At 68.8% G+C, this 1,967-nt stretch carries 1 protein-coding gene; it reads right to left on the reverse strand.

What is annotated here, in order from left to right:
* Positions 1-138: 138 nt before the first annotated feature.
* Positions 139-1,803, reverse strand: coding sequence for an energy-dependent translational throttle protein EttA (ettA, locus tag ACFV1L_RS36315; protein ID WP_380374562.1), 1,665 nt, complete (start codon positions 1,801-1,803; stop codon positions 139-141).
* Positions 1,804-1,967: the final 164 nt, after the last annotated feature.

Genomic DNA, 1,967 nt, shown 5'->3' on the forward strand with positions numbered 1-1,967 from the left:
ACCCCCGCTGGGGGCCGGCGTTTATGTGACGGGCCAGGGTGTACTCCACTGGAACTGGGGCACCCGCCGGACCCCACGGGCCGGCGGCCGGGCTGTCCGCCCGAGGGTGGGCTGCCGGGCCGTCCGTGCGACCGCGGGTCAGCCGCGGGTCAGCTTCTTGTAGGTCGCGCGGTGCGGGCGGGCCGCATCGGCGCCCAGGCGCTCGATCTTGTTCTTCTCGTAGGACTCGAAGTTGCCCTCGAACCAGAACCACTTGCTGTCGCCCTCGTAGGCGAGGATGTGGGTGGCCACTCGGTCCAGGAACCAGCGGTCGTGGGAGATGACCACGGCGCAGCCGGGGAACTCCAGCAGCGCGTTCTCCAGCGAGGACAGCGTCTCGACGTCGAGGTCGTTGGTCGGCTCGTCGAGGAGCAGCAGGTTGCCGCCCTGCTTGAGGGTGAGCGCCAGGTTGAGGCGGTTGCGCTCACCGCCGGACAGCACGCCGGCCGGCTTCTGCTGGTCCGGGCCCTTGAAGCCGAACGCGGACACGTAGGCGCGGGACGGCATCTCGACCTGGCCGACGTTGATCCAGTCCAGCCCGTCGGAGACGACCTCCCAGAGGGTCTTCTTCGGGTCGATGTTGGAGCGGGTCTGGTCGACGTAGCTGATCTTGACGGTCTCGCCGACCTTGACCGAGCCGCTGTCCGGGGTCTCCAGGTCCTGGAGCATCTTGAACAGGGTGGTCTTGCCGGCGCCGTTCGGGCCGATGATGCCGACGATGCCGTTGCGCGGCAGGGTGAAGCTCAGGTCGTCGATCAGGACCTTCTCGCCGAAGGCCTTGTTGAGGTGCTCGACCTCGATGACGACGTTGCCCAGGCGCGGGCCCGGCGGGATCTGGATCTCCTCGAAGTCCAGCTTCCGCATCTTGTCGGCCTCGGCCGCCATCTCCTCGTAGCGGGCGAGGCGGGCCTTGGACTTGGCCTGGCGGCCCTTGGCGTTGGAGCGGACCCACTCCAGCTCTTCCTTGAGCCGCTTGGCGCGCTTGGCGTCCTTCTGGCCCTCGACCTTGAGACGGGTCTGCTTGGTCTCCAGGTAGGTGGAGTAGTTGCCCTCGTACGGGTAGGCGCGGCCGCGGTCGAGTTCGAGGATCCACTCGGCGACGTTGTCCAGGAAGTACCGGTCGTGGGTGACGGCGACGACGGTGCCGGGGTACTTCTCCAGGTGCTGCTCCAGCCAGTTCACCGACTCGGCGTCCAGGTGGTTGGTGGGCTCGTCGAGCAGCAGCAGGTCGGGCTGCTCCAGCAGCAGCTTGCAGAGCGCCACGCGGCGCTTCTCGCCACCGGACAGCTTGGTGACCGGCCAGTCGCCGGGCGGGCAGCCCAGGGCGTCCATGGCCTGCTCCAGCTGGGCGTCGAGGTCCCAGGCGTTGGCGTGGTCCAGGTCCTCCTGGAGCTTGCCCATCTCCTCGAGCAGCGCGTCCGAGTAGTCGGTCGCCATCAGCTCGGCGATCTCGTTGAACCGGTCGAGCTTGCCCTTGGTCTCCTTGACGCCGTCCTGGACGTTCTCCAGCACGGTCTTCGTCTCGTCCAGCGGCGGCTCCTGCTGGAGCATGCCGACGGTGAAGCCCGGCGAGAGGAAGGCGTCGCCGTTGGAGGGCTGGTCGAGGCCGGCCATCATGCGCAGGACGGTGGACTTGCCGGCGCCGTTGGGGCCGACGACGCCGATCTTCGCCCCGGGGAGGAAGGAGAGCGTCACGTCGTCAAGGATGACCTTGTCGCCGTGTGCCTTGCGCACCTTGCGCATGGTGTAGATGTATTCCGCCACGTGAGATCGCTCCGGCGTCGTCGTCGAGTAATCGGCTTGCAGCGTTCCATTGTGCCGTAAGGCCGGTGCCGCCCCGAACGCCCTTCGGGGCGCACGGCGGCCGGGCGGGCCGCGGCCGCCGGCGGCCCCGACGCGAACGGCCCCGCCCCCGTCGGTACGGGGGC

Source organism: Kitasatospora sp. NPDC059646 (genome assembly GCF_042734615.1).
Lineage (GTDB): Bacteria > Actinomycetota > Actinomycetes > Streptomycetales > Streptomycetaceae > Kitasatospora.